The organism is Arthrobacter sp. NPDC057388 (genome assembly GCF_042668165.1).
Lineage (GTDB): Bacteria > Actinomycetota > Actinomycetes > Actinomycetales > Micrococcaceae > Arthrobacter.
Genome location: NZ_JBHVBL010000002.1, coordinates 152,040 through 168,171 on the forward strand (window position 1 = coordinate 152,040; position 16,132 = coordinate 168,171).

Below are 16,132 nucleotides of genomic sequence, written 5' to 3' on the forward strand. Positions count from 1 at the left end.
GACTACCTTTTTCCTATGGCCATGGGCAACGGTGCCCTGACCCTTTTATAGGAATTTCTACTCAGTGAGGAGTGGGAAGGTCATGCCTCTGCGGACGAAAATCTTTCTTGGAGTCCTCGCCCTGTTGCTGGTTGTCGGCGGCGGAGTGTTTTTATATAACGACAACATCAAAAGAAGCCGGGCCGGGGAGTACGACCCCGTAATCAGGCCGTCAGATTTCACCACCAACATAACCAACAAGTACTTTTCGCTCCCCGTCGGCAAGAAGATGACTTACGAGACCACCAGCGGGGGAGGAGTCACCGAACGGGTCGAGATTGAGATCCTGCCGGAGAAGAAACAGATAGAGGGCATTGAAACCGTCGTCTATCTGGACAAGGAATACAAGAACGGGCAGCTGGTGGAGGAAACCCGGGACTACCTGGCGCAGCACAAGAACGGCGACGTGTGGTACTTCGGGGAAGACGTGAATAACTACTGGAACGGGTTCCTGCTGAACCACAACGGCAGCTTCATTCACGGAAAAGACGGCGCAAAAGCCGGAATCTGGATGAAGGCCAACCAGCGCGTGGGCGATTCCTACCGGCAGGAGTTCTACATCGGCAACGCGGAGGACATGCGGGATACCCTCGCAACGGGCCAGGCCGTCTCCACGAAAAACCGCAAATACACCGACTGCGTGAAGGTCCTGGACTGGTCGCCGCTGGAGAAGAACGCGCGCGAGCACAAATACTACTGCCCCGAAGTCAGGTCCCTGGTCCTCACCGAGGACCTCGAGACGGGCAACCGGTCAGAACTCGTAAATGTAGTCCAGCCGTAGCTTGATCGCGAAGGCAATGGGGGCGCGCGTTGCTGTGGAGGAAGACCTTCGCCTTTCTTGCCTGAAACTTTCGGCGATCTTGCCGGAACGGGGTCACCATCAATCCATAACTTGGAAGGAGTGATCACCATGGCCGACGACAAAGAAGTGCTGGACTGGGTCTCCCCGCGCAAACAGCGGGAAATCGACAACCAGGCGGCATTTCTGCGCTATCTGCTGGAACGCGAAGAGGCCCAGGCGGGTGGGACGTCATGAACGACTACGTTCCCCGTCCGCACGAACCCTATGACGCCCACTGGGTCATCAAGCACGACCTCGCGAACATCATCGCCAAATACACCGCTAAGGGCGACGACGAAACAGCCGCTGTCTACATCGAGGCACTGGCGCGGTACAACAGGGACTGAAGACGGCTACGGCAGGTTCAACCAGCGGCGACAGGCTCAACCGACGCCGTAGAAGTTCTTGCGGGCCTCTGCGAAGCGCTCGCGGACGCTGAAGCCCCAGTCGCCGTCGGGCTCGTAGGCCGCCTCAATGCTGCGCTTCCAGTCCGGCAGCTCACCGGTGGCCGCCCACGCCGCCTGCTTGGCAGCCCCGAGCGCCACGTACTCCCTGCTTGCCGGCACCTCCACGGGCAGGTTGAAGATGCTGGCCGCCGCCCGGCGAAGGGCCTGCGACTTCGAGCCGCCGCCAATGAGGAGCACCTTGTCCGGGGTGCCGCCCAGCTGCCGCAGCACGTCGATCGCGTCCGCCAGTGAGTTCAGCACACCCAGCACGGAGGCCCGGGCGAGGTTCTCCGGCGTCATGTTGCTTCTGGTCAGTCCGGCCAGGCTTCCGGTGGCATGCGGCAGGTTGGGGCTGCGCTCGCCGTCCAGGTACGGCAGGAACGTGAGTCCGCCGGCGTCATTGCCCGCCGCGAGTGCCAGGGCATCCAGCGCTGCCAGATCGACGCCGAGCATGGCGGCGGTCGCGGCCATCACCCGGGCCGAGTTGAGCATCGCCAGCAGGGGCAGGTGCCCGCCGGCGGCATCCGCGAAACCCGCCACCTCGCCGCTGGCATCCGGCATCGCCGAGGGCGACGCGGTGAACACGGTCCCGGAGGTGCCGATCGAGACCACCACCTCGCCCGGCCGCAGCCCCAGTCCCAGTGCAGCCGCGGCATTGTCCCCGGCGCCGGCCGAGAGCACTGCGCCGTCGATGCCCCAGCCGCTCCGCACGTTGCCGGCCGGATCGTCAGATGCCACCACGCGGGGAAGCCGCGGGACCCGCCCGAAGGAGCGTTCCAGCAGGTCCGTCCGGTAGCTGTTGGTCACGGGGGAGAAGTAGCCGGTGCCGGAGGCATCGCTCCGGTCCGTGGTGAACTCCCCGCCCATGGCACCGTTGAGCCAGTCGTGGGGGAGGACCACCTGGTCCACTCTGGCCGCGGTGTCCGGTTCGTTCCGCGCCAGCCACGCCAGCTTGGAAATGGTGAACGACGCCACCGGCACCAGGTTGACGGCATCCACCCACTCCCCGGGCCCCAGCTCGTCCCGCAGCCTCGCCGCGTCCGCAGCACTGCGGGTGTCGTTCCACAGCAACGCGTCATGCACGGGCGTCCCCGAACTGTCGAGGGCCACCATCCCGTGCTGCTGCGCCGCGATGCCGGCACCGGCAACCGAACCGCCCAGGCGGTCAGCCCCGGCATTATGCCACGCTTCCTTCAGCGCCGAGGTCCAGACGTGCGGGTCCACAGCGGTAAGGTCCGGATGGGCCGCCGCCCCGGACGTGATCACGTCACCGCTGTCGGCATCCACCGCAAGGACCTTGCAGGACTGGGTGGAGGAATCCACCCCAATAACAACGGTCATTGACTCTTCTCCTCATCGATCAGGTCAGTCAGGGTCTTGGCCAGCGGCGAATCAATGATCAGCGTGGTGACGAAACCGGCCTTGGCCACGGCCAGCACGGCCTCGGCCCGTCCTTCGCCCTGCGCCACGGCAATGACCTTCGGGGTCCGCTGCAGCTGCTTGATGGTGACGGCGATGATCTGCTCATCCAGCCCCGATTCCACCGCTACGCCTTTGGCGTTGAGCAGCCGCCCCGAGCATTCCCCGACGGCGCCGGCCTCCACGGCCGCCTGCCTCACCTTGGCGTCGGCCCGGTCCCAGATGGTGGAGGTGCCGGGCTTCCACGCACCGATCGCGACGACGGCCAGATCCAGTGAGTCCGCCTTTGCCAGCGCATCGGCGATCTCCGGCTGGCGGCGCAAGCCGGCCGCCGTCGTCGGATCTTCCACCACCAAAGGTGCCCACAGCGGCCAGGTGAGCCCCCCGCTAACATGCCCCAGCCGCTGGATCAGCTCAAGGGGATTGCTCTCGCCTTCCGTGGGGAGCGCGCCGGCGAGCTGGACCACGTCGCACTTGGGAAGATCCCGGACCAGCCGGGAGGCGACGTCCAGGGTCCGGGACCAGGAGATGCCCATGGTGCCGCCCGGGGGCGCCTGCCGGGAAATTTCGACGGCGGCCGCCCTGGCCAGGATGCCGCGCGCCTGGACGACATCGCCATTGGTATCGGCAACCACCACCTCGCCGATCCCCAGGAATTTCTCGATGCGGCGAATGTCCGCAGCTGAGACGCGCGACGGGAAGTTCACCTTGATCTCCACGATGCCCTTCTCGAGGGCCTCCGTGAGCAGACGCGCCACCTGGAACCGCGAGATCCCGTAGCTGCTGCCAATCTCCACCTTGGACCGGTTCTCCAGGTAGTACTCGCTGCTGATGCGCGCCAGAAGTTCATCGTGGGAAAGCTCCGTCATGCTGGTCACCTCTCGCACATCCGATCATTTGAGTATTGCGTCTTGCTCAAACGAGTATATATGACTAGAGTCACATGACAGATGAGCATGTCAGGTTCGCTCATGTGAGCAAGCTCGTATGAGAACCGAAGCCCAAAGGGCCTCACCGGTCCTGACTTTTGAGCACAAAGGAGTTCTTATGCGTCCCAAGATGCGCGCCGCCTCGCTGGCCGCAGGTGCATTGTGCATCGCCCTCTCCGCCTCCGCCTGCGCGGGGGCCGGCGGCTCGGGCACAGGTGATCCGAACAGCATCAGCGTCCTGATGGTGAACAACCCGCAGATGGAGGACCTGCAGAAGCTGACCGCGGACAACTTCACCAGGGAAACCGGGATCAAGGTCAACTACACGGTCCTGCCGGAGAACGACGTCCGGGCCAAGATCAGCCAGGAGTTCTCCAGCCAGGCCGGCCAATATGACGTCGCCTCCCTGTCGAACTACGAGATCCCGTTTTTCGCAGCCAACAAGTGGCTGGCGCCGCTGGACAGCGTCGCGAAGGATCCGGAGTTCAACCAGGCGGACATCCTGCCCGCCTACACGGCGTCCCTGACCGGCACCGACGGCAAGCTGTACGGTGAACCCTTTTACGGCGAGTCCTCCTTCCTGATGTACCGCAAGGACATCCTCGACGCGAAGGGGCTGACCATGCCGGAGAAGCCCACCTGGGATCAGGTGGCTGACATCGCGGCGAAGGCGGACGGCGCCGCCCCGGGAATGAAGGGCATCTGCCTGCGCGGCCAGCCGGGCTGGGGCCAGGTGTTCGCCCCGTTGACCACCGTGGTGAACACCTTCGGCGGCACCTGGTACGACAAGGACTGGAACGCTAAGGTCAACGCCCCCGAATTCACCGAGGCCGCCGAGTTCTACACGAAGCTGGTCCGCGAGCACGGCGAGCCCGGTGCCGCACAGGCCGGGTTCACCGAATGCCTGAACAACATGAGCCAGGGCAAGGTGGCCATGTGGTACGACGCCACCTCCGCCGCCGGCGCGCTGGAGGCAGACGCGTCGCCGGTGAAGGGCAAGATCGGCTACGCCCAGGCGCCGGTGAAGAAGACGGCGTCCTCGGGCTGGCTGTGGACCTGGTCCTGGGCCATGCAGGCGGCCTCGAAGAAGCAGGACGCCGCCGGGAAGTTCATCGCCTGGGCCAGCTCGAAGGAATACGAGGAACTGGTGGCCGCCAAGCTCGGCTGGGCGAAGGTCCCCTCCGGCAAGCGCATCTCCACCTACGAGAACGCCGAGTTCCAGAAGGCCGCGCCGTTCTTCAAGGCCGAACGCTTCGCGATCGAAAACGCCGACCCGAAGAACCCGGGCGCCCAGCCGCGCCCCGCCGTCGGAATCCAGTTCGTCGGGATTCCCGAGTTCGCCGCCCTGGGCACCAGCGTCTCACAGGGGATCAGCTCCGCCATCGCGGGCCAGGGGACCGTGGCCGACGCGCTGGCCAAGGGCCAGCAGGCCGCCGAAAAAGTCGGCAACAAGTACAAGTGACCTCAACCCAACGCCAGGAGAACATCATGACTACCGCAACGGCGCGTATCTCCCGTCCCGGGCACAGTGCAGCCACACCTCCCCAGAACCCCAAGTCACGGGATACCCGGTCGCGTGAGCGCGCCCTGGCCTGGGCGCGGCGCGCGCCGCTGCTGCCGGCCCTGGTCTTCCTCATCATCGTCACGCAGCTGCCGTTCGTGGTGACGCTGATCATCTCGTTCCTGAACTGGAACAGCCTCAGCCCGGACAAGACCGGGTTTGCCGGCCTGGAAAACTACATCACGGTCCTCACCGACCCCGACCTGCGCCAGGCCATCTTCACGACCATCCTGCTCACCGTTTCAGTGGTCCTGCTGAGCCTGCTCATCGGCCTGGGCCTGGCGCTGCTGCTGGACAAGAAGTTCATCGGCCGCGGCCTGGCCCGGACCCTGCTGATCGCCCCGTTCCTGGTGGTTCCCGTGGCCGCGGCCCTGATCTGGAAGCACGCCCTGCTGAACCCGACCTACGGGCTGATCAACGGCATCCTGACCTGGGTCTGGTCGCTGTTCGGCAGCAGCGCGGCACCCCAGCTGGACCTGCTGTCCCAGGCCCCTTTGATGGCCGTGATCGCGTCCCTGGTCTGGCAGTGGACCCCGTTCATGATGCTCATCCTGCTCGCCGGCCTGCAGTCCCGCCCGATGGACACCGTGGAAGCCGCCCAGATGGACGGCGCCACGCCCTGGGCCATCTTCCGGCACCTGACCCTGCCGCACCTGCGCCAGTACCTCGAGCTCGGCGGCCTGCTCGGCGCGATCTACATCGTGCAGAACTTCGACTCCGTCTTCACCCTCACCGCCGGGGGACTGGGCACCGCGAACCTGCCCTACGCGATCTACCAGACGTTCTATTTCGCCAACGAATACGGCCTGGCCTCCGCCGCCGGCGTCGTGGTGGTCATCGGCACCATCATCGTGGCGACCTTCGCCCTCCGCACCGTTTTCTCGCTCTTCAAGAAGGAGGCAGCACGATGAGCACCCTCACCGCACCCCGCCCCACCACCCCCGGTGCGGCGAACACCCGCGGTTCCCGCCGCGCCTTCGGAAAGTTCGGCTCCAAGTCCCGGATGGACCCCACCCGGAACAACACCGCCGCCGGGATCGCCGCCTGGCTGCTGGCCCTGCTCTTCGCCACCCCGGTGCTGTGGATGATCCTGACGTCCTTCCACTCCGAAACCGACGCCGCGACCAACCCGCCCTCCATCGCCGCGGACCTCACGCTTGACGCGTACAAGGAGTTCTTCGGTGCCACCTCCGGGGTGAGCCCCTGGCCGCCGCTGATCAACTCCGCCACCGCCGCCATCCTCTCCACCGTCCTGGTGCTGGCCCTGGCCATCCCGGCCGCCTACGCCCTGTCCATCCGGCCGGTGAAGAAGTGGACGGACGTCATGTTCTTCTTCCTCTCCACCAAGATGATGCCCGTGGTCGCCGCGATCCTGCCGCTCTACCTCTTTGCCCGGACCGTCGGCGCGCTGGACAACATCTGGTTCCTGATCCTGATGTACACCTCGATGAACCTGCCCATCGCGGTGTGGATGATGCGCTCCTTCCTCGCCGAGGTCCCCGAGGAGATGCTCGAGGCCGCCCAGATCGACGGCGCCAGCCTGCTGCTCATTCTGCGCAAGATCATCGCCCCGGTGGCCATGCCCGGCATCGCGGCCACCGCCCTGATCTGCTTCATCTTCAGCTGGAACGAACTCCTGCTGGCCCGCGTCCTCACCGGCGTCGTCGCCGGCACCGCCCCGGTGTTCCTCACCGGCTTCGTCTCCGGCCAGGGCCTGTTCCTCGCCAAAGTCTGCGCAGCCGCCGTCGTCATCTCCCTGCCCGTACTGTTCGCCGGATTCGCCGCCCAGGACAAACTCGTCCAGGGGCTGTCGCTGGGTGCGGTCAAGTAACGCCCTCGAACTTCCAAAGGAATGACCTCCATGACAACAACCACCCAGTCCGCCGCCGGCCAGACCGCCCCCGGCCGGACAGAACTGCCGGCCACCATGCGCGCCGCCGTGCTGAAGCGCCAGGGCGAGATGGCCCTGGAAACCCTGCCCGTCCCGGGCCTCGGGCCGGACCAGGTCCTGGTGCAGGTGGCCGCCGTCGGCGTCTGCGGCAGCGACGTCCACTACTACGAGCACGGCCGGATCGGCGACTACGTGGTGGACCACCCGCTGATCCTCGGCCACGAGCTCTCCGGCCGGATCGCCGCCGTCGGGAGCGACGTTGACCCTGCCCGCATCGGCAAGCGAGTCGCCGTCGAACCCCAGCGACCCTGCCGTACCTGCAAGCAGTGCCGGGCCGGGCGGTACAACCTCTGCCCGGACATCGAGTTCTACGCCACCCCGCCGGTGGACGGCGCCTTCGCCGAATACGTCACCATCCAGTCCGACTTCGCCTACGACATCCCGGACAGCGTCAGCGACGAGGCGGCCGCCCTGATCGAACCGCTCTCCGTGGGGCTGTGGGCCTGCGAACGCGCCGGCATCCGCCCCGGAAGCCGCGTCCTGATCGCCGGCGCCGGACCCATCGGGATCATCGCCGCACAGGCCGCCCGCGCCTTCGGCGCAACCGAGATCTACGTCAGCGACATCGCCGAGGACCGCCTCGCCTTCGCGCTGGACCACGGCGCCGCCCACGCGCTCAACGCGCGCACCGACACGGTGGAGGGGCTCGACGTCGATGCGTTCATTGACGCTTCCGGCGCACCGCAGGCGGTCCGTTCCGGGATCAAGGCGGTGGCGCCCGCCGGAAAGGTGATCCTCGTGGGGCTGGGGGCGGACGACGTCGAACTCCCCGTCTCCTACATCCAGAACCGGGAGATCTGGCTCTCCGGCGTCTTCCGCTACACCAACACCTGGCCGCTGGCCATCCAGCTCATCGCCGACGGCAAGGTGGACCTGGACATCCTGGTCACCGGAAAGATCGGACTGGCTGACGCCGAAGAAGCACTCAAAGCGGGCAAACAGCCCGGACAGCTCAAAGCCGTGGTCTACCCGGGCCGCTGACAGCCCGCCCTGAAAGGAACAGCAATGCTCACCGATGCAACACTCGCCAAACTCCCGGGCAGCCTGGGCCGGCCGTCCTACGACCGCTCAACCCTGACCGCGGGCATCGTCCACTTCGGCGTCGGCGGTTTCCACCGCGCCCACCAGGCCATGTACCTGGACCAGCTGATGAATGCCGGCCTCGCCCACGACTGGGCCATCTGCGGCGTGGGCGTCCTGCCCGGCGACGCCCGCATGAAGCAGGTCATGGACCGGCAGGGCTGCCTGTACACGCTGGTGGTGAAGAACCCCGACGGGACGCGTGAAGGCCGCGTGATCGGCTCGATCATCGAGTACCTTTTCGCCCCCGATGACCCCGAGGCCGTGATCGAAAAAATGGCGTCCGACGCCGTCCGGATCGTTTCGCTGACAGTCACCGAGGGCGGGTATAACTTCCACCACGTCACCGGCCGCTTCGACGCGGACAACCCGGACGTGGTCCACGACCTGCAGGCCGGCGCGGCGCCGCGGACCACCTTCGGGCTCGTCACCGAGGCGCTGCGCCGCCGCCGGGACCGTGGCCTGGCCCCGTTCACCGTCATGTCCTGCGACAACATCCAGGGCAACGGCGACGTGGCCCGGGAGATGTTCACGGCGTTCGCCTCGCTGAAGGACCCTGCACTGGGCGCCTGGGTCACCGAGAACGTGCCTTTCCCCAACAGCATGGTGGACCGGATCACGCCCGTGACCACCGACGAGGACCGCCAGGCCATCGCGGAGGAGTTCGGTGTGTCGGACGGGTGGCCTGTGGTCTGCGAGCCCTTCGAACAGTGGGTGCTGGAGGACCACTTCAGCCTGGGACGGCCGCCCTTCGAGAAGGCCGGTGTGCAGCTGGTGGAGGACGTGGAGCCGTATGAGCTGATGAAGCTGCGGCTCCTCAACGCGAGCCACCAGGGCATGTGCTATTTCGGCCACCTGGCCGGTTACCGCTACGCGCACGAGGTGGCGCAGGATCCGCTGTTCGCGCAGTTCCTGCTCGACTACATGGACGAGGAAGCGACGCCGACGCTGCAGCCTGTGCCGGGCATCGACCTGGACACCTACAAGAAGACCCTGATCGAGCGCTTCTCCAATGAATACGTCCGCGACACCCTGGCCCGGCTTTGTGCGGAGAGCTCCGACCGGATTCCGAAGTGGCTGCTGCCGGTGGTCCGGATCAACCTCGAGAACGGCGGAGAGATCCGGCGCTCGGCCGCGATTGTGGCCAGCTGGGCCCGGTACGCCGAGGGAACGGACGAGGAGGGCAACCCGATCGAGGTGGTGGACCGGCTGAAGGAACCCCTGATGGCTGCCGCCGGGCGCCAGCGGCAGGACCCGCTCGCCTTCATCGCGGACCGGGAGGTCTTCGGGGATCTGATCGACGATGAACGCTTCGTCGCCGCCTACTCGGAAGCGCTCTCCAGCCTGCACCGGCACGGGGCGCGGGAGACGCTGCGGAGCCTGGCCTCCTAGAAAACGCAAGCGGACGACGGCGGGGGGAGTCCCGCCGTCGTCCGATTTCCCGTCACCTACTACTGGGAAGTCAGGGTGAAGGTCGATGCCGGGTCGCCGTACTCATCGTTCACCACGACCTTGACCGGGCCCTTCTTGACGTCGAACACAATCAGGCCCTCGCGGACCTCACCGGCGGCGACCTCCCCCGTGGGCAGGCTCCCCAGCTCCTCCTCCAGGTAGACCTGTTCGCCCTCATTGCCGTCCGCGTCGTAGACCTCAAAGTTCAAAGGGCTGGACCGGGTGCTTCCGAGCAGCGTTTCCCACGAGACCTTGATCGCGAGGAACCCTCCGTTCTCCGGCTTCATGTAGGACATGCGGGGAATCCTGGAGGTATAAAGGGAGTCGAGGACGCCTATTTTCGCGGTGTTGCCTTCGGACACGGTAACCACCAGGGAGTTCGCATCGCTGGCGGCGGCCGAGGCCGACGGGGCAGGTGCTGCCTCCGAGGCGGAGGCTGACGGGGCAGGGGCGGCCCCGGAGGCAGAGGGCACCGGATCCGGGAAGTTTCGTCCCTCGGAGATCTGCGCAAGCATGGCGAAGGACATCACCATGTACAGGACTCCGACGACCACTCCGACAAGCCAGACGACCGCGGTGATGATCCACGCCTTCTTCTTGTTCTCCGGGTAGCCCTCCAGCGGCCGCCCGTAACTGTCCCTGGCATTCCCGGTCAGGGTGATGATCAGGTCCACGATCGACCAGATGCCGAATCCACCGAGGGTCAGCAGCTTGGCGATGCCCGTGCCGGTCTTGCCGAGGTAAAAGCGGTCCACGCCGAGGTTGCCCAGCAGCAGGGACAGCAGCCACGTGGCCATGAAGGACTTCCCCGGCCCGGCGGCGGAGGGGCCGTCCCCGTAGGACCCCGGCTGGTATCCGCCCTGCTGTCCAGGCTGGTACTGCCCGTCATAGAGGGAGGTCGGATGCGGGATCGGCGGACCTGACGGACCGTTCTGGGGCGCGTGGGGGTAACTGGGGTGACTCATGGATCTTCCTTTGATGGACGGGTGCGAGCGGCCAAAAGTATTTGCCCAACGACTTTACTATTTGAGGCGAGGCCGTTGCGATGGGCAGACCTCCCCATGGCCCTGCGTGACTTGCCCTTCTTGATCGGGCCCGGTCAGGAGACGAGTTTTTGTACAGATAATGGCGTCTCCAGGCGCCCCAGCGGCCATTATCTGGACAAAAACTCACCGCACCTGCCGGCCGTCAGGGGAGCGGCTGCCGTTCCCCGACGGGAACCGCCGCTTCCAGCACGACGTACGTCCGGCGTCGTGCTTCCAATCTTTTCTGCTGCGCCGGCGACGGGATCTGCGCGCCCTTCGCCCGGTTGCACCGGCTGCACGCCGCCACGAAGTTCTGCAGGCTGGTGGAGCCGCCCTTGGACCACGGGTAAAAATGGTCGCCGTGCTCTGCAAGACGGGAACAACGACGGCGGAACCCCGCCTCCATCTCGCACTGACCACCGGCGCGCGCCATCCCTTCGCGGCGCTGCTGGCGGGTGAAGCGCCGGACCGGATCCCGCCGCCGGACGTCCCGGGAGCGGATGATGAGCACCGTGATGACCAAGGCAAGAATGGCGAGTCCCGGCGCTGTGGCTGCCGCCAGCGCACGGTCGAACATGTCGCGCATGATGCCGCCGACGACCAAGGTGCCGCGCTCGCCGAGGGCTACCGTGCCTGCTTTCGGCTGGAAGGCAAGGACGACGGCGGCGGCCAGCCAAACCGTGGCCCCGAAGTATGCCAGCCGCAGGGCCACCCGGGTCCAGTAGATCCTTTTCAGTTCCAGCATTTGCCCCCCCAGGACATCAACAGCATTTGCGGTGGTCCGCCCGACAGATGCTATCGGCTTCACGCAGCAAGAATGTCCAGGGTCAATTTCTTTTGGGGCTTTTGAGATGTTCTGGATCAAGTGTCGCCGCGCAGGTCGGACAAAATCTCTGCGCTGCCGACAGCAGGCACGTCATAGCTGCCTCCACAGAGATCGTAGCGCCGGCGGGTTTCGCAGAGCACTCAAAGCCATGACGCCCCGAGTTTTTTACAGATAATGGCCGCTAAAGCCACTTCAGAAGCCATTATCTGTACAAAAACTCCGTGAGTATTGTCGTCTGACGCGATTGCCTGCAATCAGCACACGGGGTTTTGGAGCGATAAGCCTTCCTGCACTACGACGCGGCGGAATTGAAGCCTGGGTCGGTCGTTGCGGTTTCGAGCAGCCGGTCAAAGCTGCTGATGCCGTAGTCGGGAGGGGCGGCTGCGATGATGATCCGCGTTGTGGTCACCGCTTCCGTTTTCGAATGGGCGTTCGGGTTCCGCTTCGGTGAGGGCAGCGGGGCGGTCTTCAGGTGCAGGCCGGACACCCCGTTCACCAGCAGCGGGAGGCGCCCGCCGTCGACGAGGAGTGAGCGGAGTTCATCGGGTGAGAGTTGCTTGCTCCGGTCGGCCGTCAGTTCAATAATCACGTCATTCACGGTCCCGGTCAGCCGTTGCAGAAACGCCCGTTCGCTGGAGTTCTTGCCGAGGATGGCCAGGACGGTGAACGTCGTGGCGAAGATTGCGACGAACAGCATCGTGGCGCCGATGTCCCGAAGGGCAGGCGTGAAAGTCATCAGGAGCAGGCATATTACGAAGCCGATGACGGAAAACCCGCCGAACGTGGCCCCCGCCCCGTCGGCCGGCCTGCCGCTCCATTGCTTGGAGGTGAAGCTGCAGACTTCCCGGGTGTTGGTCCGTGGAGTTGGCATGATCAGTTCCCTTTCACTTCCAGCAGTGCCTCGGCCATCATGATTGCTTCCCGCGCTTCCCGCAGGCTTTCCCGAAGTCCCGGATCGGGGAATCCGAGGCTGATGCCCTCCTCGGGGAGGGACAGGTTGTCGGCGACCTTCCGCAGATTTTCCCGGTCCTGCGCGAGCGTCCGGGACGACGCCAGCTTGACCCGGCTCTTCTCCAGTTCGAACAGCGCAGTGTTGATCTGGTCCCGGCGCGCCCGGATCGAATGGCAGACTCCCTCGACGCGTTGCGCGCGGCTGCCGAACATCCGCTCCATCTTGGCTGCAACGTCATGAAGTTCCCGCAGAGTGCTGTACCTGCGCGCCTCACTTGTTCCGCTGTGCCGGGCCAGGAGCTGACTGATGAGCGAGAGGCGCTGGCCCCACAGTTCGAGTCCTGCCTGGTTCTGGCTCAACAGCATTTCCGCAGCGCCGAGGGCCGTGGTGAGCGCCTCCCGCCTGGGAATGAGTTTGCCTGCCGCTGCGTCCAGCCGTGCGATGAACTTCGCGTAGTTGTCGAGTGGCGGAGGACTTTCCTCGTTGCCCGTGTCGCGCACGGTGAGAGGGGCAGGCGGCCCGCTGGCCGCCGTCGAACGTTCCTTCGGTGCTCCGATGCGGGGAGGTCTCCAGGGTTTTCGCGGCGGGACGGCGCGGGGTTCCGGTGCGGAGTCGGAAGCGCCGTCACTCATGATCAATCATCCCCATTCATGATCCGTCCAGGCCGGCTTCACACCGCCCATGAACGAGACAGGAGCGCCCGCGCACCTGCTGTGAGTGCTTAGTCTAGGGCCCTGGGACCGGGGTTGTCTGCGGGTTGGTTTCGGCAGGCTCAACCGGCGCGGAGGATCTCCCGACGCCGGTCCATGGCTCCCGGTTTATGTCGCGCAAGTCTGGCCTCCAGCATGAATCTTCTGGCTTCCGGGTGGAGATTGGCCGGATACCTCGTTCTGCGCGTGAAGGCCGTGGATAGGGTGGCAGGCATGGAACCAGTTATGAAGTTTGCGCGGCGTTGGGGCGCCCCGGTGGCGGCCGTCATTTTCTTCTCCCTGTGGTGTGTGGCCGAAGCCGGCCGGATGGGACCCAGCGGCGGTCTCTGGGGTCCCGGAGGTTTGCATACGTGGTCAGGGACGTGGCCACTGGTGCTAATGACTCTGTCCATTGCAGTCTCTGGCTGGCAGCCGATGGCGTCCCTGGCGCTGGTGGCTCTGCTGCTCGGCGGCCAGTTGGCGCACGCCATCCCGCCGATGTACGACAACAACTGGGCGATTTACATTGGTTCCTTTATCGCGCTGGCCTTCATAACTTGGCTGTACCAGGGGCGGATGCGGCTGATCGCGGCCTGTGCCAATGTGCTCTTCGCCGGCGTCATGGCGTTCCTCATGCTTTCGTGGCGGTACGGCGCTGGCGTGGGTTGGTTCGTTCCGTTCGGCGGCGACATGATGATCCTCCGCCACAACGGCTGGCAGCTCTTCGCCCTCCTCGTTCTGATCGCCGCAGCCTGCTTCGCCCTTGGACTCCTGCTGGCCCTCTACCAGGAACGTGGCACTTTGTTCCGTGCGCGGGATCTTGCCCAAAGTACCCTTGAGGCCGCCGAGGTGGACCTGATCGTGGAACAGGAACGGACGCGCATCGCCCGGGACCTTCACGACGTCCTTGCCCATTCGCTCGCTGCCATTGCAGCGCAGGCCGACGGAAGCCGCTACCTGAGCAGCGATCAGCCGAAAGCGGTTCTCAACGCCCTGGAAAACATCGCCGGATCGGCCCGGACGGCGCTGGTGGACGCGCAGCGTGTCATCGAAGGAGTCCGGGATGACGGCATGTCGGTGCCACAGCCGCAGCTTGCTGACATTGAGGCGCTGGTCGAGGGCATGCAGCGGGGCAGCCTGAAAATCGAATCCAGCGAATCCGGCACACGCGTTGATCTTTCGGGCGGACAGCAGCTGGCGGTGTTCCGCATCGTGCAGGAATGCCTGACCAACGCCCTCAAACACGGCGGAAGGGGAACCGCTGTCCGTCTGCACTTCGACTGGAGCGGCCCTGGCCTGACGTTGCATGCCGCATCGGCAACTACGTCATCCGAGCACCCCGCAGTGCCCGCCCCGCAGGGGTCCGGCCGCGGTCTGCCGGGAATGCGGGAACGTGCGCACATGGCCGGCGGCTGGCTGACGGCCGGGCCGGACGGCGAGCAATTCCGGGTGACAGCGTTCATCCCTTATACGGCAGGTAGCACGGACACCTCGGCGGAAGGAGGCCTCGGGGAGCGGCCCATCCAACAGCCCGAACTCGTTGCGGCCGCCGCCGCGGCAGCAGAAGCTGACAACCGTGGCTGAGGCGGGATCGCGCATCAAAGTTGCCCTGGTCGATGACCAGCCATTGTTCCGGGCGGGCATCCGCATGCTCATCGAAAGCCAGCAGGACATGGAGTTTTCCGGCGAGGCCGCCGACGGGGAAGAGGCAGTGGCCTTGGCAGCTGAGCACAGCCCGGACGTGATGCTGATGGATCTGCGGATGCCCGTCCTGGACGGAGTCACTGCAACCAGCCGGATCATGAAACAGGCCGACGCCATCAACACGGACAAGCCCAAGGTCATTGCGCTGACCACCTTCAACCGGGACCAGGCTGTGGTGGAAGCCGTGCAGGCGGGGGCCAGCGGCTACCTCCTCAAGAGCGCTGAACCGGAGTTCTTGCTGGCCGCCATACGGACCGTGCATTCCGGCTACTCCGTCATCGCGCCGGGCTCGGTGCATTCCCTGTTCGAGCACGCGGCCAGACAGGGACCCGTTCCAGGGCCGGACCTGTCTGTGCTGGATGTTCTCTCGGTCCGGGAGCGCGATGTGTTTCTCCTCGCTGCAAAAGGCCTCAGCAACGGCGAAATGGCCGATGGCCTGTTCGTCTCCGAAGCCACCATCAAGACGCACCTGCGCAGTGTGCTGGACAAGCTGCAGCTGCGGACACGCCTGCAGCTGATCGCCTTTGCCCACGAACGCCGGCTGCTCGGCAACTGAAGGGTGAAACAGGCAGGCAGCGCGCACTGCCGCCTGCGCAGCTGGCTAACCGTTAGCTGGTGCGGCGGTAACGGATATGGGTAGTGAGCGGTGAGTGCAGCACCTCGGCGGGTTCGAAGCCGAAGGTTTCCACGCCGTCGAAGATGCGCTCGCCGGAACCGAGCAGGACCGGTGCGATGTCGAGGGTGAGCTCGTCGATCACTCCGGCGATCAGTGCCTGCCGGACGGTCGAGGCTCCGCCGGCGATGTCCACGCCCCTGTCCCCGGCGGCCTGGCATGCTGCGGCGTAGGCCGCGTCGAAGCCCCCGGTGACGAAGTGGAAGGTGGTCCCGCCCTCCATCCGGATCGGGTCATGTGCGTGGTGGGTCAGCACGAAAACGGGGGCGTGGTAGGGCGGTTCGGGGCCCCACCAGCCGGTCCATTCCTCATCCCAGTCCCCGCGGACCGGGCCGAACATATTCCGGCCCATTACATAGGCGCCCCGCGGACGCATGAGCCAGTCGTTCGCCACCTTGTCGGCCTCATTGGCCCGCGGGTCGCCGATGTGCCAGCCGTGCAGCTCGCGCCCCCGCGTGCCCAGGGGGTTGTCGCGGCTCTGGTCCGGCCCGGCGACGAAGCCGTCCAGCGATATCGACATATGGCAGGTGGTGTCCGTCATGGTG

General features: G+C 65.6%; 17 protein-coding genes. 10 read left to right on the forward strand and 7 right to left on the reverse strand.

From position 1 onward, the window contains the following. Positions 1 to 82 precede the first annotated feature (82 nt). The 3 genes from ACFUTU_RS01665 to ACFUTU_RS01675 all read left to right on the forward strand — a co-directional run bounded on the left by ACFUTU_RS01665 (position 83) and on the right by ACFUTU_RS01675 (position 1,227). A complete protein-coding gene (locus tag ACFUTU_RS01665; RefSeq protein ID WP_377960042.1) occupies positions 83 to 820 on the forward strand; it encodes a hypothetical protein in 738 nt (245 codons plus the stop codon). A 129-nt stretch (positions 821 to 949) separates the two neighbouring features. After that, on the forward strand, positions 950 to 1,075 hold the full coding sequence (locus ACFUTU_RS01670) for a hypothetical protein (RefSeq protein WP_377960043.1): 126 nt from the start codon (positions 950 to 952) through the stop codon (positions 1,073 to 1,075). Next, positions 1,072 to 1,227, forward strand: coding sequence for a hypothetical protein (locus tag ACFUTU_RS01675; RefSeq protein ID WP_377960044.1), 156 nt, complete (start codon positions 1,072 to 1,074; stop codon positions 1,225 to 1,227). The genes ACFUTU_RS01670 and ACFUTU_RS01675 overlap by 4 nt, the downstream gene beginning before the upstream one ends. A gap of 36 nt (positions 1,228 to 1,263) precedes the next feature. Here ACFUTU_RS01675 and xylB read toward each other — a convergent pair whose 3' ends face one another. Both xylB and ACFUTU_RS01685 read right to left on the reverse strand, forming a co-directional pair. Continuing rightward, complete coding sequence (gene xylB, locus ACFUTU_RS01680; RefSeq protein WP_377960045.1) at positions 1,264 to 2,667, reverse strand: xylulokinase; 1,404 nt, start codon at positions 2,665 to 2,667, stop codon at positions 1,264 to 1,266. Then, a complete protein-coding gene (locus ACFUTU_RS01685; RefSeq protein ID WP_377960046.1) occupies positions 2,664 to 3,614 on the reverse strand; it encodes a sugar-binding transcriptional regulator in 951 nt (316 codons plus the stop codon). The genes xylB and ACFUTU_RS01685 overlap by 4 nt, the downstream gene beginning before the upstream one ends. 178 nt (positions 3,615 to 3,792) lie before the next feature. Between ACFUTU_RS01685 and ACFUTU_RS01690 the strand changes: the two genes are divergently transcribed. Genes ACFUTU_RS01690 through ACFUTU_RS01710 form a run of 5 tightly spaced genes read left to right on the forward strand, consistent with a single transcriptional unit; the run spans position 3,793 to position 9,658 of the window. Further along, positions 3,793 to 5,136 (forward strand): extracellular solute-binding protein, encoded by a 1,344-nt coding sequence (locus ACFUTU_RS01690; RefSeq protein WP_377960047.1) that lies wholly within the window; start codon positions 3,793 to 3,795, stop codon positions 5,134 to 5,136. 26 nt (positions 5,137 to 5,162) lie between these two features. Beyond that, positions 5,163 to 6,146: a carbohydrate ABC transporter permease gene (locus ACFUTU_RS01695; RefSeq protein WP_377960048.1), complete on the forward strand. Its 984-nt coding sequence runs from the start codon at positions 5,163 to 5,165 to the stop codon at positions 6,144 to 6,146. Then, entirely contained in the window at positions 6,143 to 7,066 is a 924-nt protein-coding gene (locus ACFUTU_RS01700) for a carbohydrate ABC transporter permease (protein ID WP_377960049.1), read from the forward strand. Before ACFUTU_RS01695 ends, ACFUTU_RS01700 begins: the two co-directional genes overlap by 4 nt. A 30-nt stretch (positions 7,067 to 7,096) precedes the next feature. Next, positions 7,097 to 8,167 (forward strand): NAD(P)-dependent alcohol dehydrogenase, encoded by a 1,071-nt coding sequence (locus ACFUTU_RS01705; RefSeq protein WP_377960050.1) that lies wholly within the window; start codon positions 7,097 to 7,099, stop codon positions 8,165 to 8,167. A gap of 24 nt (positions 8,168 to 8,191) precedes the next feature. After that, a complete protein-coding gene (locus ACFUTU_RS01710) occupies positions 8,192 to 9,658 on the forward strand; it encodes a mannitol dehydrogenase family protein (protein WP_377960051.1) in 1,467 nt (488 codons plus the stop codon). A 59-nt stretch (positions 9,659 to 9,717) separates the two neighbouring features. On the opposite strand, the gene ACFUTU_RS01715 is transcribed toward ACFUTU_RS01710, so the two are convergent. The 4 genes from ACFUTU_RS01715 to ACFUTU_RS01730 all read right to left on the reverse strand — a co-directional run bounded on the left by ACFUTU_RS01715 (position 9,718) and on the right by ACFUTU_RS01730 (position 13,153). After that, complete coding sequence (locus ACFUTU_RS01715) at positions 9,718 to 10,683, reverse strand: TM2 domain-containing protein (protein WP_377960052.1); 966 nt, start codon at positions 10,681 to 10,683, stop codon at positions 9,718 to 9,720. A gap of 223 nt (positions 10,684 to 10,906) precedes the next feature. After that, positions 10,907 to 11,488 carry an HNH endonuclease gene (locus ACFUTU_RS01720; protein WP_377960053.1) on the reverse strand — a complete coding sequence of 194 codons (582 nt, stop codon included), beginning with the start codon at positions 11,486 to 11,488 and terminating at the stop codon, positions 10,907 to 10,909. A gap of 373 nt (positions 11,489 to 11,861) precedes the next feature. Then, positions 11,862 to 12,440: a hypothetical protein gene (locus ACFUTU_RS01725; RefSeq protein WP_377960054.1), complete on the reverse strand. Its 579-nt coding sequence runs from the start codon at positions 12,438 to 12,440 to the stop codon at positions 11,862 to 11,864. 2 nt (positions 12,441 to 12,442) lie between these two features. Further along, positions 12,443 to 13,153 carry a hypothetical protein gene (locus ACFUTU_RS01730; RefSeq protein WP_377960055.1) on the reverse strand — a complete coding sequence of 237 codons (711 nt, stop codon included), beginning with the start codon at positions 13,151 to 13,153 and terminating at the stop codon, positions 12,443 to 12,445. A 456-nt stretch (positions 13,154 to 13,609) separates the two neighbouring features. On the opposite strand from ACFUTU_RS01730, the gene ACFUTU_RS01735 reads away from it, so the two are divergent. Both ACFUTU_RS01735 and ACFUTU_RS01740 read left to right on the forward strand, forming a co-directional pair. After that, a complete protein-coding gene (locus tag ACFUTU_RS01735; protein WP_377960056.1) occupies positions 13,610 to 14,794 on the forward strand; it encodes a sensor histidine kinase in 1,185 nt (394 codons plus the stop codon). Further along, positions 14,787 to 15,470 (forward strand): response regulator, encoded by a 684-nt coding sequence (locus tag ACFUTU_RS01740; protein WP_377960057.1) that lies wholly within the window; start codon positions 14,787 to 14,789, stop codon positions 15,468 to 15,470. The genes ACFUTU_RS01735 and ACFUTU_RS01740 overlap by 8 nt, the downstream gene beginning before the upstream one ends. Before the next feature lie 52 nt (positions 15,471 to 15,522). Here the strand turns inward: ACFUTU_RS01740 and ACFUTU_RS01745 are convergent, their stop codons facing one another. Further along, entirely contained in the window at positions 15,523 to 16,128 is a 606-nt protein-coding gene (locus tag ACFUTU_RS01745; protein WP_377960058.1) for a dihydrofolate reductase family protein, read from the reverse strand. Between the last annotated feature and the right edge of the window lie 4 nt (positions 16,129 to 16,132).